Here is an 18,633-nt window from a genome sequence, read left to right on the forward strand (position 1 = left end):
TTGAGGAAGCGCAGATATTCGGGAGTGCGGGGCGGACCGCTCATTGGTGTGCCGCTGTTTTGGGTGTGTGCGGCCAGCGCGTCTCGCGGCCCCGCCATCGGGATGGTGTCATCCCCGTCTGTTGCTTGAAAACTGCGCAGAAATGCGCCTGCGACTGAAACCCGGCATCGAGCGCCACATTGACCAGCGCGCTGTCCGTGTTCGCCATCAAAGTCTTGGCCCGGTCGATACGGCGCGCCACGACAAAGGCATGAGGGGCCATGCCGGTGGCTGCCCGGAACTGCGCGGCAAAATGCATGCGGGAGAGGCCGACCACCGCGGCAAGATCGGCGAGCCGCAGTGGTTCATCGATATGGGCATCGACGTAGGCGCGAATTCGTTTGAGCCGCCACATCGTCAGGCACCCGGATGAATGCCTCGGCGCCAGATGCAGCAGGCGCACGAGCGTGATCTGGCTGAGCATGTCGGCATTGGCCTGCAGCCAGCTCGCGGGCGCGTCCGCCAGCAACTGGCCAATCGTGGCGAACAGGGGATCGCGCACCACCATGCAGCCGAACTTGGCGAGCGCACTTCGCGGCAAATCGACCAGGTGCTCCGGAACTGCCAGGTGAACGAGATTGCAGCTGCCGCGAGGGGCGATGACCAGTTGCCGGCCAGGACCCGTGACGCACGCTGTGCCGGGCAGAACGGGCCCGTCCAGAAGTCGGCGGCAGCCATTCGCCAAAGTCAGCTCGGCCGGTGCCAGAACGAGAGTTACCAGATAACTGTCGCGCGGGCTCCAAAGCCTTGTCGCGCCTCGCACAGAGCTGTCTTGAGGTTGGCTGCGATAAGTTCGTGCGACGCTGATGCCCGAGGTCGGCCAGGCATGATCCATTGCCGTGAATAGCGGACGCGGCTGGCTGGCGCTGTCCGACGATGCTTGCATACCATCCACAGGGTGAGGGGCGCTGCCGATGCGTCGTAAACGCACAACAGGATCGGATGAAGCAGGGCGAACAAGACCTTCATAGTTCGTCGCATTGATCCTGATCACGCCGCTTTCGTAATACATGAGCAATAACCCATCGATTTTGATAATCTATTCGGTAGAATGACTTACTGTTATCGTGACAGATTAGGCCTGTTTCAGCCGAAAATGAGTGAAATCCCGACGAAAAGTGTTAGCTCTTGCTGGCATCGTCGCCAAAGAGGTTGCCAAAGATCCCGAAGCGCTTTTTTTTCAGCCGGGTGAGAGCGACGGGCAGCGCTGCCGTGGACGCGGCGCCTCAGCGTGCGTAGTGCGTAAACACGAAGTCCTCGGAGGCGGGCAATTTTGCATGGCAGGCAAAGCACGTCTGCATCAGCGTCCGATCGGGGTTCGCCTTGCCCGCTTCAAACTGGCCATATCCCCAGCCTCCCGTCGCCGCGTAGCGCCGTGCGTCCTTGCGGGCGATCTGAACGTTGGTCGCTTCGCCCGCCACAAAGGATTGCGGCGTGCCGAACACTGCATTGTTGCGCTCGGACGGTATGAGCTTCCAGGCGACCCGCGCGAGCATCGCCCCGTCGGGAAAAGGCCGTCTGCCTTCGCGATAGGCCCTGACAGCAAGCGCGTTGCCGAGGATAACCCGGATGTCGTCAAGTTTCCCGGCCTCATGGGCGGCACTGATGACTTGCCACTGACGGTATCCGGCGGGCATTGCCACGCCGTAAATGGGCGAGACATTCTGCGGATCTGGCGCTTTCGCGCTGCTGGCCAAGCCAAGCGGGAGCGCGAGAAATGCCGCTGCGGCAAACCAGACAGGGTGCAGTCTCATTCCGGGTGCGTCCGTTGCGGGTGGATGGCTGGCTAGCGGCTCTGTGCGGAAAAAAGGGCGCCCGGCTGCCGGGAGGGATGGGGCTATACAGCCGGGCGCCTGCGGGTCAGACCTGAGCCGCCCCGCCATCCGCGAACAGCTCGGAGCCGTTCACGAAACTTGCCTTGTCCGATGCGAGGAACAGCGCGGCCTGCGCGATTTCCTCGGCATCTCCCACTCGGCCGAGCGGGACCTCGCCTGCAAAGAAATCGAGCAGTTCCTGCTGGCGGACGGCATCATCGCCCGCGAGCCCGACCAGGCCGGGTGTGCGAACCGGGCCGGGGCTGAGGACATTGACCCTGATGCCGGTGCCTTTCAGATCCGTCGCCCAGCCGCGGGCCAGATTGCGCACGGCCGCTTTGGAGGCCGAGTAGACGCTGAAGGCCGCCGTGCCGCCAGATGCAGCGGTCGAGCCGGTCAGGATGATCGAGCCGCCGTTCCCCATCAGGGGCAGCGCTTTCTGGACCGTGAAGATGACGCCCTTGACGTTGCGGCCGAAGGTATCATCGACCTGCTCTTCGGTAATCTTGCCCAGCGGCAGTAGGCTGCCGCCGCCTGCATTGGCAAAGAGGATATCGATCCGGCCCGTTTCCGATCGAACCCGGTCGTACAAGCTGTCCAGATCGGAAAGCTTGGCCGAGTCAGCGCGGATACCGGTCGCACTGGGGCCGATTTCCTCAACCGCGCGGTCGAGCGCGCTCTGATTGCGGCCGGTGATGAAGACCCTCGCGCCTTCGTCTGCAAAGAGTTTGGCGGTCGCGAACCCGATCCCGGTCGATCCTCCCGTGACAACGGCGATCTTGTCCTTGAGAAAATCCTTCATGATGTAATCCCTTTCGATCACCAAAATTTTATACTGGAAGACTTATTCTTCCCTTGCATTGCGAGAATACAAAAGGATGTGGTTTTGGACAAACCAGCCTTTGTTAGATTGCATGGGGTTCTGCCAGATTGGGCCGCTATCGAGGTGCCAAGCTGGGAATTTTACTATGCGAGCGGTACTGACCCCGCGGCCGCCACACGCCACTAAATTAGCGGCAAGGACATTGCCGCCGCGACGAGCTATGATGGCATGTCCAGTGCTTGCGCGCCGCTCACCTGGTACATCGTGCCGGATCGCGCCAATATCTTGAGCTTCAGCGCGGCGGCGAGGATGGCCTGGAATTCGTCACTCGCAAAATGTGCGCTCAGGGCTTCCTCACTGCTCCAGCCCTCCGTCAGGTGGAAGGTATCGGGATCAAGCACGTCCTGCGCAGCGTTAAGAAAAACGCAGCCGGGACGCGCGCGAGCAGCTTTGGTCATGTGGGCCGCGAGCGCCTTGTATGCGGCTGTGTCTGCCGGATCGAGGACGTAGCTCGCGCTGATGAGGAGAGCGGGCTTGGCTGTCTGGTCGGTCATGGGCGGTGCCTTCGATAGGGGGCGCAAGGTGGCGCGTGCGACGGTTGGCGCTGGCTATCGGCTTGGCGGTTCTGGCTTTTCTTCTCCATCGCTCCCTACAAGCGTAGCGGTGAAGAACGACCAGGTGCGTGCGTTTGCCAGTGCCGAGGCCGCCGGGTCATAGTGCGCGCCGTTATGGCGAGAGAACGCGTGATGGCAGCCTGGATAGGTGAAGACCTCGATATTGTCGTGATCGGCCAAGGCCATGGCGATGGCTGACCGCGCCATGGCCGGCATGAACTCGTCATCCCCGGCAAGATGCAGCAACATCGGCGCCGAAATGGCGTTGGCCTCGCCCAGATACCTATCGGTATCGGCCCCGTGGAACGCCACACCTGCATTGATCTGCAAGCGCGCTGCGGCGAGGAAGGTCAGCAAACCGCCAAGGCAATAGCCCAGCACGCCGACCTTGCCCGTCGTGCCATCGAGGCTGGCAGCGGCACGAATGGTCGCGGCTATGTCCTGCACACCCACGTCGCGATCATAGGCCTGATAAAGCGCAAGGCCCGTCTGCCAGTCCGCTTCCGATCGGACATCGAGATCGGTCCCGCGCTGCTGGCGCCAGAACAGATCGGGGCAGATCGCATGGAAGCCGTGCTCGGCAAGTGTGTCGCAGGTCTGGCGCATATCCGCGTTCACTCCGAACACCTCGTGGAGCACCACGATGGCGGGGGCGGGAAGGGCCGCCGGGGTGGCGCGATAGGCTTTAAACGTGCCATCCGGCACGGTGATTTCCATCTGATCGCCCATGGCGGCCTCCCGATCGGAATGTCAGCGCGGCAGGCGCCGGTCAGCACCCGCCGCGCAGCAGACGGCTTCAGCTTCTTAGGAACTCGAGCAGATCCGCGTTGAACCGGTCGCGGTGCGTGACCATCAGGCCGTGCGGCGCACCGGGATAGACCTTGAGCACCGCGCCCTTGACCATGGTGACCGTGAGGCGTGCGGCGTCGTCGATCGGCACGATCTGGTCGTCGTCGCCATGAATGATGAGCGTCGGCTTATCGAACTTGGCCAGATCGTCGTAGAACACCGATTCTGAAAACTGCTTGATGCAATCATAGGCGCCCTTGAGACCTGCTTGCATCGATTGCAGCCAGAATGCGTCCTTGATGCCTTGCGAAACGGTCGAGCCGGGGCGGTTGGCGCTGTAGAAGAACTCTGCCAGGTCGTGATAATACTGCGAGCGATCAGTGCCGACGCCTTTGCGGATGTCGTCGAAGACGCCGATCGGCAGACCACCCGGATTGCGGTCGGTCTTGAGCATCGTCGGCGGAATGGCCGAGACCAGAACGGCCGCCTTGACCCGCGATGTCCCATGCCGGCCGATATAGCGGGTCACCTCGCCGCCCCCGGTTGAATGGCCCACATGCGTCACGTCGTGCAGGTCGAGGGCATGGACCACTGCGGCCAGATCATCGGCATAAGTGTCCATGTCGTTGCCCGCCCAGGTCTGGCTGGAACGCCCATGGCCGCGGCGATCATGTGCGATCGCGCGAAAGCCGTGCGAGGCGACCGTGAAGAGCTGGTCTTCCCAGGCATCAGCATTGAGCGGCCAGCCATGGGAGAACATCACGACCGGTCCGGTCCCCCAGTCCTTGTAGAAGATTTCAGCTCCGTCCTTGGTATTTACGACAGGCATGATGGATCCTTTCAGCGGGGCTTGGTGGAGTTGGGCGCAGTCATGATCTGACAAACGCCAGCAAGTCGGCGTTGAAGCGGTCGCGGTGCGTCACGGCGAGGCCATGGGGCGCGCCCGCGTAGACCTTGAGCGTCGCGCTGCGGATCAGCTTCTGCTGCAGCAGCGCCGAATTGGCGATCGGCACGAGCTGGTCATCGTCGCCATGCACGATCAACGTCGGAACGTCGAAGCGCCGGAGATCGGCGGTGAAGTCGGTCTCGGTTTGCGCCTTGATCCCGTCGTAGACCGCCTTCAGTCCGGCTGCCATGCATTGCCGCCAGAACGCGTCGCGTACGCCTTGGGAAACGACCGCACCCGGCCGGTTGGCGCCAAAGAACGGCGCACTGAGATCGTGATAGAACTGGGCGCGATCAGTGGCCACGGTCTTGCGCAGATCATCGAAGGCCGAGAGCGGTGCCCCATCAGGATTTGCCGCCGTGCGCAGTCGCAGTGGGGGAATGGCCGAAACCAGCACCGCTTTGCGCAGGCGGGACGTACTGTGACGACCGATGTAGCGCGTGATCTCACCCCCTCCGGTCGAGTGGCCAACGAGCGTGACGCCGCGCAGATCGAGCGCTTCGAAGACGGCGGCGAGATCGTCGGCATAGGTATCGATGTCGTTGCCATGCCAGGTCTGGCTCGAGCGGCCGTGGCCGCGCCGATCATGTGCGATCACGCGGCACCCGTTCGAGGCAAGGAAGAACAGCTGGTCTTCCCACGCTTCGCTGTTGAGGGGCCACCCGTGGGACAGCACGACAACCGGGCCTGATCCCCAGTCCTTATAGAAGATGGACGCACCGTCCTTGGTCTTGGTTTCGCCTTCCTTGGGGTGCCAACCGGCTGTCATGGGGGCGGCCCATGGGCGAGCTAGCGGCGCCATGCCGAAGGCGCCGACGGCGGCCAGACCTGCGGCTCCGGTGAGAACGCGCCGGCGCGATGTCGGCGGAAAGGCGAGCGGGGTCGGGGGCATGCGATCCTCCAGGGACACGCGCGGACGCGTTGGGTTCTTGGGAAAGCTACGGACGACGGGGGCAGAGCGTTAGCCAGTTGCCACGAGAAGCCGTTAGATGGTGCGAGGGACCGGTTTCAGACGCCGCGATAGACAAGGCGGGTGAACAGCTCGCCGCTGATGAGCGCGCGGCCCCATTTCACATCAAGGTCGGCGGTCGGCCGGGCCGCGACAATCTGATCGGCCGATTGGCCCTTTGCCTTGAGCGCTGCGACCCTGTTTCGGACCGTCACCAGCATGTCGCGGAAGGCGATCAACTGCGCGCGATTGCCCAGCGGGCCGTGACCGGGAACAATCTGCGTGCGGGGGCCCGCGAGGTTAATGTTGACGCTGGCGGCGCGGATCGCGCCATCGATACCACCGCCGCCGACATAGTCGATGAACGGGTACATCCCGTTCCAGAAGGTGTCGCCGGTCGCGAGTACATCTGCTTGTCTGAAGTAGACCGACATGTCGCCGTCAGTGTGTCCCGGCCGATAGTGGCGAATAGAGATCGTCTCGCCACCGAACTTCATCAGCTTGTTCGCGGTCAGGATCCGGTTCGGCAGGTCGCTTGCGGCGATGGGCGTAAAGGTATGCTCCCATTCGACCACGCGGATGGTCTGACCGAGCCGGAGGCGGGCCTTGCGGTCCGCAAGGATCGTCGCACCCGAATGGCGCAACCAGGCGTTCCCGTCGGTATGATCCCAGTGCCAATGGGTGTTTACGACATAGCGCACGGGACCTTTGCCGACCGTGCTCAAGGCTTTCTCGATCTTGGCCTGGGATACCGCGATGCCGGCATCGACCAGAAACAGACCGTCAGGCCCTGCCAGCACCGAGATGTTGCCACCTGAACCCGAGAGCATCGCCATTCCGCCGCGCAGCTTCTTCACGGAGATCGGATCGGCAGCGGCAGCATCGTTGATGGTCGAATAGGGACTTGCGCTGAGGGCTCCGGCCATGAGCGCAATGCCCAGTGCAAAGCCACAACCGACAGATATGCCCCGTTTTTGCCGCGCGTTCATTTCGGGTCTCCACCATTGTTCCGCTGTATTGGGATATACCGAACCAGCGTCGATGCGATGGAATTACGAAGTTAAGAATCGGGAGAAACCATAAGGCCCTTGGAAAAGATCATATATTCACTTGGTAATGTTGGTACTTCTATAGATTATTTACTATCGATATTTTGCAATTTCTAACGCACTCGCGGTCACGAAGAGCTTATATTGATGGGGATATATGTAAGCCTGCGAAGGAACGCGCCATGCCCCGCGATGAGAAGGTGTCGGAACAGCCGGACGAGCCCCTGGCTGCTCGTCATCAGCAGCAGTTTGATCTCGAAGCGCACGATGACGAAATGCTGGACGAGGCGTTGGCGGCATCGTTTCCGGCGAGCGATCCACCTGCATCGCATCGTTTCGATTGATGACTGTCAGTTCCGGCGAGCAAAGTCTGCGGGTTGGCCTCGGCGGCGTAGCTGGGCCGGCGAGGGGGCAACGGCTGCTGCGGGTCCCGGCTTCCTATTTCGGGATGGTTCTGGGGCTTGAGGGCCTGGCTGGCAGCTGGCGGGTGGCTCATGCCGCATGGGGCGCGTCGGCCGAGGTCGGCGAGGGGCTGTTCGCTCTGGCCGCAGTTGTCTGGCTGGCCGTTACCGGGCTCTATCTGGCCAAGTGGATCTGGCGCTTTGGTGACGCGCTGACCGAGTGCGCGGATCCGCTGCGTGGCAGCTTCATTGGTCTCGGCGGTGTCTCGACTCTGCTTCTGGCGCAGGGTGCTTTGCCGTACAGCCGTGAACTGGCTGTGATGCTGTTCTTCGCAGAGGGAGCCTTCTCGCTCGGGTTCGGTATCTGGCGCTCGGGGCCGCTCTGGCAAGGCGGGCGCCCGGTCGAGGTGACCACGCCGATCCTCTATCTTCCGCTCGTGGCAAGTGGCTTCGTCATGGCCGCAACGGCGGGTGCGCTGGGCTGGCATGCCTGGGCTGCCCTGGCGTTCGGCGGCGCATTCTTTGCTTGGCTCGCGCTCGAATCCGTGGTGCTCCACCGGCTGCTGGAGGCTGCGACGCTCCCGCCCGAGGTTCGCCCGATGCTTGGGCTCCTGCTTGCGCCGCCCGCGGTCGGTGCGCTCGCTGCGCTTGCGGGCGGGGCGAACCCGGCGGGCCCGCTGGTGCTTGCGCTGGCCGGATATGCCCTGCTCCAGGCGATGCTGCTGCTGCGCATGTGGTGGTGGATCGCGAAGCAACCGTTTGTGCCTTCGTATTGGGCGATCACATTTGGCGCGACCGCGCTGCCGAACACGATCACCCGATTGTCGATGGCCTCGCCGACACAGGAACTGGCTGGTCTGGGTTTTGTGCTGTTTGTTGCAAGCAACCTGCTGGTGGCGGTGATCGCGTTCAAGACGATCATGCTGTTCCTGCGCCCTGCGCCGGGGGCCAGATGAACCTCAAACAGTGAAGTTAAGGCGGACTCGCAAGAGTTTGCGACGGCTAACAGCGTCTTACTGGAACGGTTGCCCACTTCATCGCACACCATGGATGACCGCCCCCCAATGCGCGGCGACGAGATCGCCTGGCAGGAGACCCATCGTGAGCCCAACAGTGTTCGACCGCGTGGTGCCCGCAACCGGTGAGGCTCCGGCCTTCGCTCCGGGAGACAAAGTACGTGTGGGGACCCGCACGCCGATCGGCCACTACCGCGTCCCGCGGTATCTGCGCGGCAAGATCGGCCGTGTCGTCAAGATCATCGAGCCCTCTCTGGTCGACAACGAGGAAGAGGGCTTCGGCCGCAACGCCGGAAACCGGCGGCATTACTACCGCATATCGGTGCCGTTGGCCGAGATCTGGCCCGACTACGAGGCATCGCCGCGCGACGAGCTTTTGATCGAAGTCTTCGAAACCTGGTTGGAGTGCCTGCCATGACCGCAAACCACGCTGCACAGGGGCATGATCACGATCACGACCACACCCCGATCACCGCCGACCCGAGGCCCGGCTATTACGAGATTATGGAAACCGCCGTGCGCGAGCTGCTCATCGAGAAGGGCCACTTCACGGCGGGCGAGATCCGCCGGCAGATCGAAGTGCTGGACAGCCGATCCCCCGCCCTAGGTGCCGCAGTCGTCGCCAGGGCCTGGACGGACCCTGCATTTCGGCAGCGGCTCCTCGAAAACGGTCGCCGCGCTTGCGAGGAGCTGGGGATCACGTTCTACGACGATACCGATCTCATCGTGCTTGAGAACACGGCCTCGGTGCACAACCTCATCGTGTGCACCTTGTGCTCGTGCTACCCGCGCCCGGTGCTCGGGCTACCGCCCGACTGGTACAAACTGAAGCCGTACCGCGCCCGCGCAGTGATCGAACCGCGCAAGGTGCTCGCTGAGTTTGGCACGATCATCCCCGATCATGTCGAGGTGCGGGTCAGCGACTCCACCGCAACCGTTCGCTTTCTCGTATTGCCCCGCCGGCCGGAAGGCACCGACGGCTGGTCCGAGGCCGAACTCGCCGCGCTTGTGACGCGCGATGCGATGATCGGCGTCATCCCCGTCACTCTCGACAAGGAGGCCGCGTGATGTTTGGTCCCGAAAGGGTTACCCGTCTGCCGAACGATATCGGCGGCCTCGATGCCCCCGCCTTCAGCCGCGTAGATCATGATCTGCTGCCATGGGAAAAGCGCTGCCACGCACTCGCCGACGTGCTCGATCTGCGCAAGATCATCAATACCGAGGAGAAGCGCAAAGGCGTCGAAGCGCTGGGCGCGAGCCTGATCGGCGAACTCACATACTATGAGCGCTGGATCGTGGTGTTCGCCAACCTGTCCTTTGCCAAGGGCTTTTTCGCCCCGAGCGAGTTGGCCCGCAAGATGGTCGAAGTGGCAGACCGCTTCGACACCGATCACCCGGTGTGATCGGCACGCCGCCCGCCTGCTTCCACGAAGCCGATCCGGGCAGCGCGCTCACCCGGCGTGCTGCGGCGGAAGGCATCGGCACGCTACTGTTGGTCTTTGCAGCCAGCGCGGCCGGGATTGCGGCGACGCGGCTGCTGCCTGGGCAGCCCGGGTGGGCGGCCGTGCTGGTCGCCTTCGCTGTGGCCGGCGCTCTGGTGGGGCTGATCGTGGCGCTTGGCACGCTATCGGGCGGGCATTTCAATCCGCTGATCAGCTTTGCGCAAATGCTGTCTGGTGAGCGGACAGTGGTTTGCGCAATCACTTACATCGCGTGCCAGCTGGCTGGCGGCCTTGGCGGAGGCGCGCTCGCCGCGAGCGTGTGGCATGCGGCGCCATCGGGCAGCGGTGGGCTCGGACCAGCGGGCATGCTCAGTGAGTTCGTTGCCAGCGCCGGTCTGATGCTGATTGTGCTGGGCTCGGGGCGGAGCGGCCGCCCCGAAACCGGGCCATTTGCAGTGGGTGCGTGGCTCGTGGCCGCCGTGATTGCGACGCCGACCGGTTCCTACGCCAATCCGGCAGTCGTGGCTGGTGCGGTCGTAACCGCTGGACCAGTCGCGCTCGGGACCGGCTCAGTGTTCCCCTACATCGCTGCGGAAACCGGAGGCGCCCTGCTCGCGGTGGCAGTCGTCGCTGGCTTGTTTCCCAGGAAGGAGACCATGGCATGACCTTGGAAGGACTGATTTCGGTGGCCAGCGACGCATCCTTCGCCGTCACGGTCGACCGGCTCGACAAGGCGCTCGCTTGCCGGGGCATTTCGCCGATCCTGCGGCTCGATCACGCGGCGGCGGCCGCTGCAGCGGGCCTATCGCTACGGCCCTTGCTGCTGTTCCTGATTGGCGATCCGCGGGTAGGGACGCCCTTCATGCAGGCGAACCCGGCGGCGGGCATCGACCTGCCGCTGCGGCTGCTGGTGTGGGAAACAGCGCACGGCGAAACCTGGCTTGGTTACATCGACCCTGCCTGGATCGAGGCGCGCCATGCGCTTGATTCCGTGCCGGGCGTGGCGGGCCAGATGACAGCCCTCTTGCACAATCTGGTGCTGACCTCTGCTGGCGGAGGCGCAGCGTGATGTCGCGCCCGCTGGGCATGCTGCCGGCTGATCCGGCGTTTCGGGCCAATCTTGTTGGCGTCTACGGCGTGGTCGCGTTGATGAACCTTGGCGCCTGGGGCTGGGCGCTGGTCGCGTTTGCCGGGCAGCCGGTGCTGCTGGGTGTCGGCGTTGTGGTTTATGGCCTTGGCCTGCGCCACGCCGTCGACGCGGACCACATCGCCGCAATCGACAATGTCACGCGCAAGTTCCTGCACGAGGGCAGGCGCTCCGCCTCGATCGGCCTTTGGTTCGCCCTTGGCCACTCGGCGGTGATTCTGCTCGCTACCGCGCTAGTCGTTGTGGCGGCCGGCAGCCTTGGTCAACTCAGGGCTTTCCGCGAGATCGGCGGGCTCATCAGCATGAGCGTTTCGGGAGTATTCCTCCTGCTCGTGGCGGTGATGAACACCTGCATCCTGCTGGCGATCATCCGCACCATCCGCCGTGTTCGCGCAGGACATGCCATCGCCGAAGTCGAACTCGACGTGCTGTTTGCCGGCAGCGGTCTGCTCTCGCGGCTTGTGCGGCCGTTGTTCCGCTGCGTCACGCGCCCGTGGCACATGGGGCTGCTCGGCTTCCTGTTCGGGCTCAGCTTCGAAACGGCATCCGAGGTGGCGCTCTTCGGGATCTCCGCTACGCAGGCGGCGCATGGCAGCGGGATCGGCATGGCGCTGGTCTATCCAGTTCTGTTCGCGGCGGGCATGGCGCTCCTCGATACGACCGACGGTGTGATGATGGTGGGCGCGTACCACTGGGCTGTCGCGAACCCGCTACGCAAGCTCTACTACAACATGACCATCACCATGATGTCGATCGCGGTTGCCGTGTTAATCGGCGGTGTCGAGCTTTGCACCTTGGTTGTTCACGGCTTCGGCCTGAGCGGGGCCTTCGCGGACGGGACGGCACGGCTGGTGGGGGACTTCGACTATCTCGGCCTTGCCATCGTCGGGGTCTTTGCGTTTGCCTGGTTTGCATCGATGGTGACGTTCCGACTCATCGGCAGCGACCCTGTGCCGGCGCAGGCGACGAGCTAGCGCCCGGACCCGTCACGATCGCGGTCAATGCCTGAATGAGGTGCGCAGGCCGACAATCAACGCATTTTCCGGCGCCCGCTGGACGGAGCGTGGATCTGCCAGCAAGGCGGCCGAGGGATTGACGATCACCTGCAGATTGGGCTGCAGACTGAGTTTTCCGCTAACGTGGAACTGATAGCTAGCCTCGAAGACCGCTTCGCCGCTTGCTGTCCGGCAAGCGGAAGCCGTGCGCACGCAGCTGTTGCGGTGCAAGGCTCGAAGGCGGGGGGAGCTGCGGGCAAACGCGATGCCGAGCGCGAAAATGTCATGTGGCCGGTGCCGAAAGGGACCGCTGATTGCAACGCCGCCATCGGCATAGAGGTCGATGGCATTGCGGTCTGGCGGACTGGCCGTGGCCCGCACGAAGCCGCGCAGTACACGCCCGCCTGCCTGCCACAACCGCATATCGCCAATCACATAGATCGCGGCGTTGCCGGGGTGTACTTGCGGACTTGCTGCCGCAGGCGCGCCACTCAGCGACTTTCCGGTGCGGTCGAAACGCAGATCGGCGAACCCGTTGGAATGGACCCAGCCGCCTGCCGTGACCGACCACGCCGGATCGGCCCCTTGCGCGGTTCGCTGAAGCTCGCCGATCAGAAACGGACTGCCCGAGAAGCGCAGACCGTTGAAACCATGCCGATCGCGCTGCTGAGGATCGCCGCTGCCAGGCCCGGCAGGGTCTCCGGCAAACACGGCGAGGCGCATGGTGGTGCGCGGGGTAGCCGCCACGATCAGCGACAGGCCCGGAGCGGCAAGCGGGTAGGCAGGTCCTCCGCTCGGCAGGTCGCTCGCGAAGCTGCCCGGCCAGCCGAACGTCGAGTTGACCAAATGGCCCGCGGTCTGGCTTAGGGCGAAGTCCTGGTCGGCGTTGAACTGTCCTGCCCGCAAGGTCACGCGGTCACCAATCTTCTGCTCGATCCACAGGTTGAACAGCCTGACGGCCGGCTCTGCCTCGATCCCGCTGACCGTCAGTACATTGCCCGTCCGCTGCGACGACAGGCCGGTGCCCGCAATCGCATGCACGCTGACATGAGCCTGCGCTCCGTGCCAGCTGATGGCCTGCGAGAGGTTCCACTCACCGATCAGTCCGATCCGGTGCAGATAGGCCGCGCCGGTCCGCGTGCCGCCGCTGATATCGGCATTGGCATCGCCGGTGTAGATGAGCGACCACCGCAAGGCGTGGTCATGCGATTGCGGAGTCGGCAAGGCGTCGTCGCGTGGCAAAGCATCGGTGGGCGCGGTGGATGACCCGTCACTTGCTGCTGCTACCTCCGCTGAAAGCAGGGTTGCCAAGAGGCTGGCACCAATACCGGACAGTTGTCGCATGTGCGAATAACTCAAATTGCTGCTTTGTCGGCTATCGTTTTGTCAATTATCCAGTTAAATAACAGAATGGGAGAGCTTGACATCGGTAGGGGATATCAACTTATTGAATAAGTGTATTGCTGCATGAAAATGTTAGATCCGGTTCGCATCTAAAATCGTGCAATTCGACAATCCAACGCGTCTCAACTTTCACAGAATTTAGCCGGTCCACTTAGATCGGGAATTCGGCCATGGCCTTCTTGCATCCGGATTTGCTGCAAACCAAAGTCGCGACAGCCGCGAGCCGCAGAAGCGTGCTGCTGGGCATCGCCGCTGCGCTGTGTGCCGGTGCTTGTACGGGCTGCCATCCGCCAACCTCTGAAGGCACGATCGAGCCGCCGCCTGCTCCACAGTTTCTCAAGTTGTCACAAAGTCTGACAGGTCATTCCGACCTCGATCCCCTGACCGCCGCCAGGCTTGTGGACGCCTTCGAGCGGCTCGCGCCGACGGTCCATGACCAGTTTGCCGCGCTTTCGCTGCTGAGCGGAGATAGTCCCGCAGCATTGCTGGCTGCCGCGCAGACCAAGGGGCTGGACGGTGCCGTGCTGGCGATCGTGGCAGCTTGGTATACCGGCAGTCTGGGCAAGGAGCCGCATTCCGGCACCGTCGCTTACCGGGATGCGCTAATGCAGCGCCCGGTCGCGGACGCGCTCTTTCCGCCCACCTACGCGATGGGCGGGCCCGGCTGGTGGACCGCGCCGCCGCCACCGGTACAGTCGGCGCAAGGCTTCGTGGAGCCCTCCCAATCGCGCCGCGTTCGAGGCACGGCGTGAGCGGGCCAGGCTCGCCGCTGCCGGGCGATCTTGTGGCAGATGTCGTCATTGTTGGATCCGGAGTGGTCGGAGCGCTCATTGCCGAGCAGCTGGCAGCTGCGGGGCGGTCGGTCGTGGTGCTCGAGGCCGGACCGCGCCTTGCTCGGGCGACGGTTGTCGAAAACTGGCGCAACATCGGGTTCGAACGGCGTCTCGGGAATGATTTCCAGGGGCTGTACCCACAGTCCCCGCATGCCACCGCGCCGCTCTATTATCCGCCGAACGACTACGTTGCGCTCTCGGGGCCGGACGGTGCGAGCTACAAGCAAGGCTATGTGAAGGCGGTTGGCGGCACGACGTGGCACTGGGCAGCCTCGTGCTGGCGGCACCTGCCAGTCGATTTCCGGATGGCCTCCACTTATGGCGTCGGGCGCGACTGGCCGATCTCCTACGATGATCTTGAGCCTTACTATGTCCGCGCCGAGGAGGCGATGGGCGTCGCCGGGCCCCACGATCCCGCGCTGCAATCGCCCCCGGAGCGAAGCCGACCCTACCTTGCTGACAGTATTCCCTGGGGTCACGGCGACGAGGTGGTCGCGAGCGTGGTCAACCCGCACGGTTACCGGCTCGTGCCGATCCCGCAGGCGCGCATGGTGCAGCCGTGGCAGGGAAGGCCAGCCTGCTGCGGCAACAACAATTGCCAGCCGATCTGCCCGATCGGCGCCATGTACAACGCGGTGCACACGGTCGAGGCGGCAGAGCGCAAGGGTGCGCGCTTGCTGGCCGATGCTGTAGTCTACCGGATCGATACCGACGCCAACAACCGCGTGACCGGCGTCCACTGGTACGACCGCGACAGGGTCAGCCACCGTGCGCAGGGCCGGGCCTATGTGTTGGCTTGCAACGCGCTGGAGAACGCTCGCCTGCTGCTGATCGCGGCCAATGCACAGAACCCGCGCGGCATCGCCAATTCGTCCGACCAGGTCGGCCGCAACATGATGGACCATTCCGGGTTTCACTGCACGTTCCTGGCCGACCGCCCGATCTGGCTGGGGCGCGGGCCAGCGCAATCGAGCTGCATGGTTGGCCCGCGCGACGGGGCATTCCGGTCCGAATACTCGGCCAACAAGATCATCCTCAACAACATCAGCCGCATTGCACCGGCAACGGATCAAGCACTGAAGCAGGGCCTTGTCGGCGATGCGCTGGATGCCGAGATCCGGCGGCGCGCAGTCTTCGGGGTGGACCTGTCGATCAGCCTGGAACCGCTGCCGCACCCGGACAATCGGCTGACCCTGTCGCCCACCCGGCGCGACGGGCTGGGGCTGCCATGTCCCGATATCCGCTACGAGGTCGGCAGCTATGCGCGCAAAGGCTACGACAAGGCCTGCGAGCAGCTGCGTCACATCGGGTCCTTGTTCAACGCCGAAGAGTTCGTGATCACCACCACGCTCAACGCCAACAATCACATGATGGGAAGCACCATCATGGGCGCGGACCGCCGCAATTCGGTGGTCGATAGCGATTGCCGCGCGCACGATCACGCCAACCTCTGGCTCCCCGGCGGCGGCGCGATGCCGTCCGCCAGTGTCGTCAACTCGACGCTCAGCATGGCGGCGTTGGGCCTCAAGGCCGCCGACGCCATAGCCCGCACGCTGGAGCAGGCTTGATGCGGGCGTTGCTTGCCGCATTGGCTCTGGCGGCGGCAGGGAACGCTGCAGCCGCACCGCCGCCTGCGCCGTTCGCGCCAGAGGAGATCGAACGGGGTCGCTATCTGGCCATCGCCGGAGACTGCACGGCCTGTCACACCGCCCCCGGGCGCCCGGATTTTTCGGGAGGGCAGACAATCGAGTCGCCGGTCGGACCGATCATGGCGACCAATATCACGCCTTCGCGCCGCTTCGGGATCGGTGGATACTCGCTGGCGCAATTCACGGCTGCCCTGCGTCAGGGTATCCGGGCAGACGGCGCGCATCTTTACCCCGCGATGCCCTACGACAGCCTTGTCCTCCTTACCGACGCCGATGTCCGTGCGCTTTACGCGTATTTCATGGCGGGCGTCCGCGCCGTCGATCGTCCGGTCCCGGCCACGCGTCTGCCGTTCCCGTTCGGCGTCCGTGCAACGATGGCGGGGTGGAATGCCATGTTCCTGCGCGATCGGCGCTTTGCCGAAACACCCGGTCGCGGCGCCGTGTGGAACCGCGGCGCGTACCTCGCGCAGGCGCTTGGCCATTGTTCCAGCTGCCACACCCCGCGCGGCCTGTTGCTGCAGGAAGATCAGCGGCGCGCGTATGGCGGCGCGCCGTTCGGACCGTGGTATGCGCCCAACATCACATCCGACCGCCGCAGCGGCATTGGCGAGTGGAGCAGCGCCGATCTGACCGCCTATTTCCGCACCGGCATCGCACCCGGTAAAGGCCGGGCGGCGAGCGCGATGGCCGAGGTTGTCGAGCACAGTCTCAGTCGGATGACGCCGGATGATCTGAACGCGATTACGACTTACATCAAGGCTTTGCCGCCCGTTCGCGAAGCTATTTCGCATGAGCCGGCCGGGCCTGTGCCGGTCCCGCGTGAGGCCGCCTTGCGCGGCGCGGCCAGCCCATCAGGCCGGGGCGCAGCGCTTTTCAGCGGGCTTTGCGCGAGCTGCCACGGTGTATCCGGCACGGGGACGCGGGACCTTGCCTATCCCGATCTGATCGCTGCCGCGCGCCCCGGGACGGATCGCAAAGCCAATCTGATCGCCGCCATCCTGTTCGGCGTCGACCGCACGGTCGGCAACGCCCACGTCGCCATGCCGGCCTTTGGCGCCGGCTCCTATGTTCAGGCGCTCAGCGACGAGGATGTTGCGGCTGTGGCGACGTTCGTGCGCAGCCGTTTCGGCAGCGGCGGCGCGGTGACGTCCGCCGAAGTCGCGATGGCCCGCGCGGGCGGACCGCACCCGCCGCTCGTGGCCATCGTGCGAGGCCTGCTGGCGACGACCGTGCTGATCTTAGCGAGCGTGATACTCGTATGGTTTCGCCGCAAGGCTAGCCGGTGATGTGGCGGGCGCTGATCGCTCCGGTGTGCCTTGCCAGCAGCGCACCCGCAGCGGCGCAGACCATCTCGACGCCTGCCCCCGACGAAATCATCCACGCGGCGCCGCCGCCAAAGTCAGCCGCGCAGCAGCCGAGCGACAGCGTACGTCAGATTCCGCTGCTGGCGCAGTGGGCACCGCGGCGCTGGCTGGCGGAACGAGGCATCACGCTGACGGGACATTTCATTGCGGAATCGGCTGTCAATGACCGGGGCTATCGCGGCGCCGGGTGGGACTACATCCAGCACCTCGATTTCGGGGCGCAACTCAATCTGGCCAAGCTTGGCGCCGGAGACGGCACCGTCCGCATCCTGTTATCCGACCGTCTGGGCCACGCGCTCCATGCCGAACGGACCGGCGCCTATATCCAGAATCAGGCCTACTACGGACAAGGCAACAATTTCCGGATCGACGAAATCAGTTACGAGCGGCTGCTGCTGGACCGGCGCCTTAGCCTCAAAGGCGGGTTCTATTCGATGGGCAACGACTTTGGCGGTTTGCCCTACGTGTGCAACTTCAACAACAACGGCCACTGCGGCCACCCGCTTGGCCTGCTTTACGGCAGTGGCTGGGTGGATTCGCCAACGGGACAGTGGGGCGCGCGCGCCAAGTGGACCGACCATGCCGGATGGTACGTGGCCGCAGGGGTTTACGATGTCACTCCTCTGCGCAAAACCCAGTCGCACGGCCTCGATCTGGGCTTCCCGCGCACCACCGGCGTGATCGTGCCGATCGAGGTGGGGCTGGTCCGCGGCAAGAGCGCTGCCGACTACCCCGGTACGTACAAGTTCGGGGTCTATCACGACACGTCGAAAGTCGCCGCGCTTGGCGAGCCCGGACGACAGGTGCGTGGCCGGAGCGGGATGTATATTCAGGCCGCGCAGCAGATCTGGAAATCGCGGCCCGGCAGCGTGCAGGGCCTCTCGGTCTTCGGCGTCATGACCTTGAACGACCGCCGGACAGGCCTCTTCCGCACGAGCTATGAAGCTGGGGCCAGCTGGCGCGGACTGCTGCGCGGGCGGGGCGACGATATCGCCAGCCTCGGCTGGGTGCGGCTCGACGTGAATTCGCGCGTTCGCGCACAGCAACGCGCGCTCGGTCAATCCGAGCAGAGCAACGAGCAGATGTTCGAACTGAATTACGGCATCCAGCTCGATCATTCGCTCGTGCTCAGGCCCGGCCTGCAATACGTGATCCGGCCGGGGGCCTATGCCAATCGCCCCGACGCGCTGGTCTTCACGGTGCATTTTCAGGTCACGCTGTGACGGCCGCACGCGGGGGTCCGCTTTCGCATCAATTCACCCCGCCTCACGCCAGCTTGCTCGCAGTCTTGCGAGCCGCGCCTAAACTCATCGTCCAGGCAGGTGCTTGCCGATGAGTTCCTGGCAGACTGCCCGCACA

At 64.2% G+C, this 18,633-nt stretch carries 21 protein-coding genes; 12 read left to right on the forward strand and 9 right to left on the reverse strand.

The features are described 5' to 3' along the window. Positions 1-40: 40 nt before the first annotated feature. The 8 genes from ACODS2_RS12750 to ACODS2_RS12785 form a co-directional block, all read right to left on the reverse strand. The gene (locus tag ACODS2_RS12750; protein ID WP_488999154.1) at positions 41-1,051 is read right to left on the reverse strand and encodes a helix-turn-helix domain-containing protein; all 1,011 of its coding nucleotides are present in this window, start codon (positions 1,049-1,051) and stop codon (positions 41-43) included. Positions 1,052-1,265: 214 nt separating this feature from the next. After that, positions 1,266-1,736, reverse strand: coding sequence for a cytochrome P460 family protein (locus tag ACODS2_RS12755; RefSeq protein ID WP_488999155.1), 471 nt, complete (start codon positions 1,734-1,736; stop codon positions 1,266-1,268). A 163-nt stretch (positions 1,737-1,899) separates the two neighbouring features. Continuing rightward, a complete protein-coding gene (locus tag ACODS2_RS12760; RefSeq protein ID WP_488999156.1) occupies positions 1,900-2,655 on the reverse strand; it encodes an SDR family NAD(P)-dependent oxidoreductase in 756 nt (251 codons plus the stop codon). 239 nt (positions 2,656-2,894) lie between these two features. Then, on the reverse strand, positions 2,895-3,230 hold the full coding sequence (locus ACODS2_RS12765; protein WP_488999157.1) for a putative quinol monooxygenase: 336 nt from the start codon (positions 3,228-3,230) through the stop codon (positions 2,895-2,897). Between the two features lie 54 nt (positions 3,231-3,284). Then, the gene (locus tag ACODS2_RS12770; RefSeq protein ID WP_488999158.1) at positions 3,285-4,019 is read right to left on the reverse strand and encodes a dienelactone hydrolase family protein; all 735 of its coding nucleotides are present in this window, start codon (positions 4,017-4,019) and stop codon (positions 3,285-3,287) included. Positions 4,020-4,086: 67 nt separating this feature from the next. After that, entirely contained in the window at positions 4,087-4,908 is an 822-nt protein-coding gene (locus ACODS2_RS12775; protein ID WP_488999159.1) for an alpha/beta fold hydrolase, read from the reverse strand. Between the two features lie 40 nt (positions 4,909-4,948). Beyond that, positions 4,949-5,794 (reverse strand): alpha/beta fold hydrolase, encoded by an 846-nt coding sequence (locus ACODS2_RS12780; RefSeq protein ID WP_488999502.1) that lies wholly within the window; start codon positions 5,792-5,794, stop codon positions 4,949-4,951. A gap of 239 nt (positions 5,795-6,033) precedes the next feature. Continuing rightward, positions 6,034-6,900, reverse strand: coding sequence for an MBL fold metallo-hydrolase (locus ACODS2_RS12785; RefSeq protein ID WP_488999160.1), 867 nt, complete (start codon positions 6,898-6,900; stop codon positions 6,034-6,036). A 305-nt stretch (positions 6,901-7,205) separates the two neighbouring features. On the opposite strand from ACODS2_RS12785, the gene ACODS2_RS12790 reads away from it, so the two are divergent. The 8 genes from ACODS2_RS12790 to ACODS2_RS12825 all read left to right on the forward strand — a co-directional run bounded on the left by ACODS2_RS12790 (position 7,206) and on the right by ACODS2_RS12825 (position 12,003). Further along, the gene (locus ACODS2_RS12790; protein WP_488999161.1) at positions 7,206-7,367 is read left to right on the forward strand and encodes a hypothetical protein; all 162 of its coding nucleotides are present in this window, start codon (positions 7,206-7,208) and stop codon (positions 7,365-7,367) included. Continuing rightward, entirely contained in the window at positions 7,367-8,380 is a 1,014-nt protein-coding gene (locus ACODS2_RS12795) for an SLAC1 family transporter (RefSeq protein WP_488999162.1), read from the forward strand. Before ACODS2_RS12790 ends, ACODS2_RS12795 begins: the two co-directional genes overlap by 1 nt. Before the next feature lie 145 nt (positions 8,381-8,525). Then, the gene (locus ACODS2_RS12800; protein ID WP_488999163.1) at positions 8,526-8,858 is read left to right on the forward strand and encodes an SH3-like domain-containing protein; all 333 of its coding nucleotides are present in this window, start codon (positions 8,526-8,528) and stop codon (positions 8,856-8,858) included. Then, entirely contained in the window at positions 8,855-9,508 is a 654-nt protein-coding gene (locus tag ACODS2_RS12805; protein WP_488999164.1) for a nitrile hydratase subunit alpha, read from the forward strand. Before ACODS2_RS12800 ends, ACODS2_RS12805 begins: the two co-directional genes overlap by 4 nt. Continuing rightward, a complete protein-coding gene (locus tag ACODS2_RS12810; RefSeq protein ID WP_488999165.1) occupies positions 9,508-9,843 on the forward strand; it encodes a hypothetical protein in 336 nt (111 codons plus the stop codon). Before ACODS2_RS12805 ends, ACODS2_RS12810 begins: the two co-directional genes overlap by 1 nt. After that, entirely contained in the window at positions 9,840-10,547 is a 708-nt protein-coding gene (locus tag ACODS2_RS12815; RefSeq protein WP_488999166.1) for an aquaporin, read from the forward strand. Before ACODS2_RS12810 ends, ACODS2_RS12815 begins: the two co-directional genes overlap by 4 nt. Further along, entirely contained in the window at positions 10,544-10,951 is a 408-nt protein-coding gene (locus ACODS2_RS12820) for a DUF302 domain-containing protein (protein ID WP_488999167.1), read from the forward strand. The genes ACODS2_RS12815 and ACODS2_RS12820 overlap by 4 nt, the downstream gene beginning before the upstream one ends. After that, positions 10,951-12,003, forward strand: a complete 1,053-nt coding sequence (locus ACODS2_RS12825) for a HoxN/HupN/NixA family nickel/cobalt transporter (RefSeq protein ID WP_488999168.1) — start codon at positions 10,951-10,953, stop codon at positions 12,001-12,003. The genes ACODS2_RS12820 and ACODS2_RS12825 overlap by 1 nt, the downstream gene beginning before the upstream one ends. A 24-nt stretch (positions 12,004-12,027) precedes the next feature. Here ACODS2_RS12825 and ACODS2_RS12830 read toward each other — a convergent pair whose 3' ends face one another. Further along, on the reverse strand, positions 12,028-13,218 hold the full coding sequence (locus tag ACODS2_RS12830; RefSeq protein ID WP_488999169.1) for a carbohydrate porin: 1,191 nt from the start codon (positions 13,216-13,218) through the stop codon (positions 12,028-12,030). A 380-nt stretch (positions 13,219-13,598) separates the two neighbouring features. Here ACODS2_RS12830 and ACODS2_RS12835 point away from each other — a divergent pair, with 380 nt between their 5' ends. The 4 genes from ACODS2_RS12835 to ACODS2_RS12850 are packed head-to-tail and all read left to right on the forward strand — an operon-like array spanning position 13,599 to position 18,497. Then, a complete protein-coding gene (locus ACODS2_RS12835; protein WP_488999170.1) occupies positions 13,599-14,180 on the forward strand; it encodes a sugar dehydrogenase complex small subunit in 582 nt (193 codons plus the stop codon). Continuing rightward, positions 14,177-15,829 carry a GMC family oxidoreductase gene (locus ACODS2_RS12840; RefSeq protein ID WP_488999171.1) on the forward strand — a complete coding sequence of 551 codons (1,653 nt, stop codon included), beginning with the start codon at positions 14,177-14,179 and terminating at the stop codon, positions 15,827-15,829. The genes ACODS2_RS12835 and ACODS2_RS12840 overlap by 4 nt, the downstream gene beginning before the upstream one ends. Continuing rightward, complete coding sequence (locus ACODS2_RS12845; RefSeq protein ID WP_488999172.1) at positions 15,829-17,196, forward strand: c-type cytochrome; 1,368 nt, start codon at positions 15,829-15,831, stop codon at positions 17,194-17,196. The genes ACODS2_RS12840 and ACODS2_RS12845 overlap by 1 nt, the downstream gene beginning before the upstream one ends. Continuing rightward, on the forward strand, positions 17,196-18,497 hold the full coding sequence (locus tag ACODS2_RS12850; RefSeq protein WP_488999173.1) for a carbohydrate porin: 1,302 nt from the start codon (positions 17,196-17,198) through the stop codon (positions 18,495-18,497). The genes ACODS2_RS12845 and ACODS2_RS12850 overlap by 1 nt, the downstream gene beginning before the upstream one ends. Positions 18,498-18,633 lie beyond the last annotated feature (136 nt).

Source organism: Novosphingobium sp. FG137, from assembly GCF_057809735.1.